The 5,992-nt window shown below is 45.4% G+C and carries 7 protein-coding genes and 1 pseudogene; 7 read left to right on the top strand and 1 reads right to left on the bottom strand.

Going from position 1 to position 5,992, the window contains the following annotated elements; translation table 11 throughout:
- The 7 genes and pseudogenes from ACE1CM_RS01685 to ACE1CM_RS01655 all read left to right on the top strand — a co-directional run.
- Nucleotides 1-250 (top strand): annotated as a pseudogene (locus ACE1CM_RS01685) (Uma2 family endonuclease); the annotation flags it as partial.
- Entirely contained in the window at nucleotides 217-348 is a 132-nt protein-coding gene (locus ACE1CM_RS01680; protein ID WP_374875671.1) for a hypothetical protein, read from the top strand. The pseudogene ACE1CM_RS01685 and the gene ACE1CM_RS01680, both read left to right, overlap by 34 nt.
- A gap of 502 nt (nucleotides 349-850) precedes the next feature.
- On the top strand, nucleotides 851-2,572 hold the full coding sequence (locus tag ACE1CM_RS01675) for an alpha-amylase family glycosyl hydrolase (protein WP_374875670.1): 1,722 nt from the start codon (nucleotides 851-853) through the stop codon (nucleotides 2,570-2,572).
- Between the two features lie 471 nt (nucleotides 2,573-3,043).
- On the top strand, nucleotides 3,044-3,415 hold the full coding sequence (locus ACE1CM_RS01670) for a hypothetical protein (RefSeq protein WP_374875669.1): 372 nt from the start codon (nucleotides 3,044-3,046) through the stop codon (nucleotides 3,413-3,415).
- A 139-nt stretch (nucleotides 3,416-3,554) separates the two neighbouring features.
- Complete coding sequence (locus tag ACE1CM_RS01665; RefSeq protein WP_374875668.1) at nucleotides 3,555-3,899, top strand: hypothetical protein; 345 nt, start codon at nucleotides 3,555-3,557, stop codon at nucleotides 3,897-3,899.
- Between the two features lie 145 nt (nucleotides 3,900-4,044).
- Nucleotides 4,045-4,344 (top strand): hypothetical protein, encoded by a 300-nt coding sequence (locus tag ACE1CM_RS01660; protein WP_374875667.1) that lies wholly within the window; start codon nucleotides 4,045-4,047, stop codon nucleotides 4,342-4,344.
- Nucleotides 4,345-4,386: 42 nt separating this feature from the next.
- Nucleotides 4,387-4,824 (top strand): nitrogen fixation protein, encoded by a 438-nt coding sequence (locus tag ACE1CM_RS01655; RefSeq protein ID WP_374875666.1) that lies wholly within the window; start codon nucleotides 4,387-4,389, stop codon nucleotides 4,822-4,824.
- A gap of 256 nt (nucleotides 4,825-5,080) precedes the next feature.
- On the opposite strand, the gene msrA is transcribed toward ACE1CM_RS01655, so the two are convergent.
- Nucleotides 5,081-5,740 carry a peptide-methionine (S)-S-oxide reductase MsrA gene (gene msrA / locus ACE1CM_RS01650; RefSeq protein WP_374875672.1) on the bottom strand — a complete coding sequence of 220 codons (660 nt, stop codon included), beginning with the start codon at nucleotides 5,738-5,740 and terminating at the stop codon, nucleotides 5,081-5,083.
- Between the last annotated feature and the right edge of the window lie 252 nt (nucleotides 5,741-5,992).

Here is a 5,992-nt window from a genome sequence, read left to right as displayed (position 1 = left end):
GGAAGAATATTACGTTTATGACCCAGACGAAATAGAATTAACAGGTTTTACCCGTTCTGGAGATTGGTTAGAACCCATTGAAGAAATGAACGGTTGGATAAGTCCAAGGTTAGGCATCAGATTTGAATTGAAAGAAGACACCCTGGAAATTTATCGCCCTGATGGGCAAAAGTTTCTCACGCCTGTTGAACTTAATCAACGTGCAGAGGATGCGATATGCCGACCGCACGCGAAGCGATCGCACAACTAGAACAAGAACGAATCCTGCGAGAACAAGAGCAACAACGCTATCAAGCATTGATAGAGAAATTGCGAAAACGAGGCACGACCCAGAACAATTGTAATTGAGCGAGCGATCGCGCGCACAGCGTGCGGTCGGCATATCGCCTGGACCACCCTAAGCGAGATGCCTAAAGGCACGCTGCTGCGCTTTCCGCCCCTACATACAAACGGTTTTAAAGGATTTTAGCTTTAACAGGACTGACGCACGACCAGAAAAGAAACAAAGGTGAAGAGTCGTTCGCGCAAGCTAGGGTATGCATATTTCTGGTTCCCTTTCCCAACGATTTTTCGGATCACCAAAGTTTCTTTGCGTAAGTCCTGTTTAAGTCAGAAATTTATTTCTGGCTATTCGCCCACCGGATAAAATATCTTCATTAATACTAAACGCAACTTCACGAAAGCTTTACTCAAACACCCCATAACGATAAGGAAAATAGAGAGAGACACGCTGTTTTAAATTAATGGGCGTGAAAATTGGATGGGTGATACCTACTCTACAGATAGAGGGAAGATAGCTTAACCCGCTCCACGGTGCATCTACCATTTGCCAATACTTGAGGATTGTACCATGAGAGAACCAACTTCAATTGCCGAACTTGACCTGACACCAATTCCCGGCAAGAAATACTGGAACATCGATCGCGAATGGCGGGAAGAGTTTATCTATTTTATCATGGTGGATCGGTTCCACGACAGTCTCGATCGCGCACCCCTGCTGAAAAGCGATCGCTCAAAAGGTAGCGGCAATAGCGAACAATTAGGAAAATTTTGCGGTGGCACCATCGAAGGCATTACCAATCATTTAGATTACATCAAAAACCTTGGCTGCACCGCCATTTGGTTGAGTCCTATTTTCGAGAATAACGGTGCATTTGAAAAAGACGGCAAACCCGATTACAACTCAGACAAATATCACGGTTATGCCATTCAAAACTATCTTAGAATTGACCCCCGCTTTGGCACCAAGCAAGACTTAATCGATTTAGTATTCGCCGCACACATCAGAAACATGCGGGTTTTTCTCGATGTCGTCGTCAACCACTCTGGCGATAATTGGTACTATCCAGGAGACTATCCCTATTATTATTACAAAGATCGACAGTTTCCCTTTGGTGGATTGCGCCGCCCAGATCGTCCCATCCCCACCGAATTACAAAACCCAAATTACTACCACCGTCGCGGCGAAATTCGCAACTGGGATGCCTATCCCGAAACGCAACACGGCGACTTTTTCTCACTCAAAGGCTTCAATAACGATGACGACCCCGATGGTTTGATTCTCCAAGATATTTTAATCAAAGCCCACTGTTATTGGATGCGCGAAGCCGATATTGATGGGTTCCGCATCGATGCAGTCAAACACATGGGAGAACTTGCCGTTGCGCGCTTTTGTTCCAATATCCGCGAGTATGCCTACCGCCTGGGTAAACGCTGGTTTTTCCTATTCGGAGAACTCGTCGCGGGCGAGGATGCAATTAACCGCTATATTGGCCCCAATACTCCCACCCAAGTCAATAACAAAACCGTCTATTTTGGGTTAAATTCTGTTTTAGATTTTCCCCTTTACTGGTCGCTTCCCGGCGTCATTAAAGGCTTTAGTTCTCCGATGAATTTAATTAACCGCTATGAAGCGTTGAGGAATCATGCCCTGACGCTGGGAGAATTAGGGCGCTATCTAGTAACTTTTGTCGATAATCACGACCAAATTGGGCAAGATTACAAGCGGAGGTTTGCAACCGATACCCCCGACAAACAGGTAATTGCAGCAATTGGATATTTGCTCTGTGCAATCGGAACCCCCTGCATTTATTACGGAACGGAACAGGGATTTTCCGGCGCAGGCAACGATGATAAATTTATTCGGGAAGCCATGTTCGACTTGGATAATCCTGATGTTAACTACCTGAATCGAAATTGCATAATTTATCAAGAAATTGCCAAAATAGCCAAACTATTCCCACAAATTGCAGCCCTGCGCTTCGGGCGCATGTATTTCCGAGAAATTTCCGGCAACGGTAGCGATTTTGGCTTACCCCAAAGTCAACCTTGCACCCTGGCGTTCTCGCGCATCCTCGCTGGCGAGGAAGTTTTAATTGCTTACAATACATCTACTACAGAACGTCGCAACGATTTCGTTATTGTCGATAGCGATATCCACCACAAACCGGGCAATAATATGAAGTTTCTTTACGGAAAGCAGGGAACCGTCCCCGTCCAAAAACATGCCGATAATGAATCGCGTTTTATCCAACTCGAACTCGAACCCATGCAGTTCGTAATTTTGCAGTAGATCGGCAGTAGGGTGCATATTATAGCACCCTAAAAGTTTTACCAACAATCCTATCACCTTTGTTTCTGCCTGCGCTCTTTTGTTTCCATCAACGATTTTTCAGAGAAACCCGGTTTCTTATCCTATCACCTTTGTTTCTGGCTGCGATCTTTCGTTGCCATCAACGATTTTTCAGAGAAACTTTGGTGTTTGCGTCAAAAGGTTGCCAAAGTGGCAACACGGCTTTCTTGCGTTTGGTTATCTTGTCTAATAAGTCATACAACAACTGAGTCTTACACCTCTTTTATGTTTCGGTTCAGTGGTCATAAATCAGTTGTCATAATCTCTTTTTTTATGACAATTGAACCTTGACCTATAAGCAGTTGCTGCAAGCCAATCAAAGCGAAGCAGCTTCTGTCTCCTTTCTTTTGTCAGGGGGTGCAAGACATCAGTTAATCTTGAATCGAATGAAAAGTTAACAGGAAGGTAAAAATGAACCCAAATCAAAGAAAGCCCAGCACTCAACTTGAAATTAATGACCTGATAGATGATGCTGTGACAAATGCGATCGCGCGCCGAGGATTCTCGGAAGATTTGTCTGACGAGGAAGCAGCAAGCGTTGCCGGTGGTAGGTTGGCAGCAAGTGAAATGGCGATAGACGATATCGCGATCGCAGGATTTAAGCCAATCTATCCGCCACCCACCAAGCCAATTTGTTTGCCCATCGATCCGATTTATCCCCCGATTAAGTCTTATCCGCCTCTGCCTTGTCCACCCAAACCTTGTCCACCCAAACCTTGCGATCCACCGCCAATTATAGCTGGGTTGATGCCCATACCAGACAAAGGTGCTGAATTGGCTTAATTATCAACCTTCAATTGGAAAAAAGGCTCTGCAATCGAGGATTAATTGATGGAAAACATTGCTGCCAGCTAGCGCCAAGCAACCGTTCAAGACATCAATTAATCCTCACTCGATTCACAAGTTAACAGGCAGGTACAAAATGAACCCAAACCAAAGAAAGCCCAGCAGTCAATTTGAAATTAATGACCTGATTGATGATGCTGTGACAAATGCGATGGCGCGCCGAGGATTCTCGGAAGATTTGTCTGACGAGGAAGCAGCAAGCGTTGCCGGTGGAGTACGTGCAATAACCAACAATTGTACGAGCGTAGAATTGAAGCCGATCGATCTCGTAACCACCAAGCCAAGTTTGCCCATAGATCTCGTAACCACCAAGCCAAGTTTGCCCATAGATCCTCCTGTTTTTCCCTTCATGGTTGTGGCTAGCTTTGACAATCCGGATTTTGTATCTGCAGGGGTAATAGTAATTTCAGCTACTATATAGGCTTGGTTGTCAGCCTTAAATTGTAAAAAAGGCTCTGCAATCGAGGATTAATTGATGGAAAACATTGCTGCCAGCTAGCGCCAAGCAACCGTTCCAGACATCAATTAATCCTCACTCGATTCACAAGTTAACAGGCAGGAACAAAATGAACCCAAACAAAATAAGTTACAGCGGCATTGAAATTAATGACCTGATTGATGATGCCGTTGCCAATGCGATCGCACGACGCAGCGGCTGGGAAACTTTGTCCGATCGGGAAGCGGCAAGAGTCGCGGGGGGTCAGGCTGAAAGTTTTCTATTAGAAGAAGCAGATCCCATTTATCTGCCCAAGGATCCTATTTGCGTGCCGATTCAGCCTACAAAGCCACCCATTAAGTTTATTTGTCCGCCGATGATAATGGGGAAAATGATCGCACCAACAAACAAAGAAGTACTTCTATCTTAAGCATTCAAGTGTTAAAAAGTCTTTTGAGTAGAGGCTGAATTTATGAAAGACATTGTTGTTGATACAACTACGCTTTGCCCCAGTGCCAGACCAGAATCAGATGATGGTGTTGTCTTCGGGGTAATTGGCGGAACGGTAACAGATCCCCGCGTCGCTTATCTCAAACAGCCCCTCCCCATTACGGAGGAATTAATCGCAAAAGCCAGCCCAGTTACACCCGCCGAAATTTTTCGCACAGCGGCACCTTGTGCAACTAAAGGTTGTCAGCATTTTGATGGCAAAGATTGCCGTTTGGCAATGCGAGTTGTAGAGAAATTGCCAGCAGTAGCAGAAGAATTGCCCCCCTGTTCTATCCGCCGAGATTGTCGGTGGTGGAAGCAAGAAGGCAAAGCAGCTTGTATGCGCTGTCCCCAAGTAATTACAGATAATTACAAACCATCTGAACTCATGCGCGAAGCAGCGACACCCAAGGTAAGTTAACTTCATCTGGAAAGTGCAGCGTGGATTTTGGATTGCTCAGGAGTTACCCCAGGGTGTTGCCAGAAACAAAGGTGAAGAGTCAATCTCTGGTTACCAGACCAACGATTTTTCGGCTCGTCCTTTGTTTCTTTGCATCAGTCCTGTTGCTGATTTTGGATTGAGTGTAGGGGCACGGCATCCGAATATTGTTGGGTTATTTACAACATTTACTGACGCCGTGCCCCTACACCGTGGTTGATGCTTACTTGCTCTACCGCTAATTGCCTAATGAAACATTCTCAGGGAAGCAAACTTTTGTTCCTCCCAAACCACAGTAACCACCGGGATTTTTAGCCAGGTACTGTTGATGGTAAGCTTCCGCGTAATAAAATTCGGGAGCATCTAAAATTTCAGTGCTGATCTTCCCGTAACCTGCTCCTTTGATCGCTTGCTCGTAAGCAGCTTTTGATGCTGACGCCAGCTTGTTTTGCGACTGGGAATAGACATAAATTCCCGAACGATATTGCGTGCCAACGTCGTTACCTTGGCGCATTCCTTGGGTCGGATCGTGACTTTCCCAGAACACTTTCAACAGTTGTTCGTAACTAATTACGTTCGGATCGTACACAACAAAAACAACTTCATTGTGACCCGTCATCCCCGTACAAACTTCTTGATAAGTGGGGTTTGGCGTCACTCCCGCAGCGTAGCCAACTGCGGTGGTATAAACTCCATTCAGTTGCCAAAATTTGCGTTCTGCACCCCAGAAACACCCCATACCAAACATGGCCATTTCCATTCCCTCTGGAAACGGGGGCTTTAATCGATTACCGTTGACAAAGTGCGTCGCAGGGACTGGCATTTGTTCTGCCCGTCCCGGCAAAGCTTCTTCAGGTTTAGGTAGAGTTAGCTTTTTGCCAAATCCGAATAGCATAATTTACTCTGATCCTGATTTGTGAAATAAGTGTTTACATTACTTAATATAAGACTCTATGAGGATCGGCTTCAAGGAGAGTTGGCAGAACCAGCTCTCGCCTTTACAGCGGATTGTGCCTTTTGTGTAGCGGCAGCCTTAAGGCGGGCGCGACACAAAACGCACCAACCGCAGTAAAATCGAGAGCTGGTTGTGCCCAATCTCCTTGTATCCCAACCACAAAGAGAAATATATTAAGTAATTTAAAAAAAAATT

This window comes from Microseira sp. BLCC-F43, from assembly GCF_041929235.1.
Taxonomy (GTDB): Bacteria; Cyanobacteriota; Cyanobacteriia; order Cyanobacteriales; family Aerosakkonemataceae; genus Microseira.
Note: the sequence above shows the minus strand (reverse complement) of the source record. Positions and strands in the feature narration are given on the sequence as shown.

What these genes read in the sequence shown, in the direction of transcription:
- ACE1CM_RS01680 (WP_374875671.1), top strand. Translation starts at nt 217, where the DNA reads ATGCCGACCGCACGCGAAGCGATCGCACAACTAGAACAAGAACGAATC.
- ACE1CM_RS01675 (WP_374875670.1), top strand. Translation starts at nt 851, where the DNA reads ATGAGAGAACCAACTTCAATTGCCGAACTTGACCTGACACCAATTCCC.
- ACE1CM_RS01670 (WP_374875669.1), top strand. Translation starts at nt 3,044, where the DNA reads ATGAACCCAAATCAAAGAAAGCCCAGCACTCAACTTGAAATTAATGAC.
- ACE1CM_RS01665 (WP_374875668.1), top strand. Translation starts at nt 3,555, where the DNA reads ATGAACCCAAACCAAAGAAAGCCCAGCAGTCAATTTGAAATTAATGAC.
- ACE1CM_RS01660 (WP_374875667.1), top strand. Translation starts at nt 4,045, where the DNA reads ATGAACCCAAACAAAATAAGTTACAGCGGCATTGAAATTAATGACCTG.
- ACE1CM_RS01655 (WP_374875666.1), top strand. Translation starts at nt 4,387, where the DNA reads ATGAAAGACATTGTTGTTGATACAACTACGCTTTGCCCCAGTGCCAGA.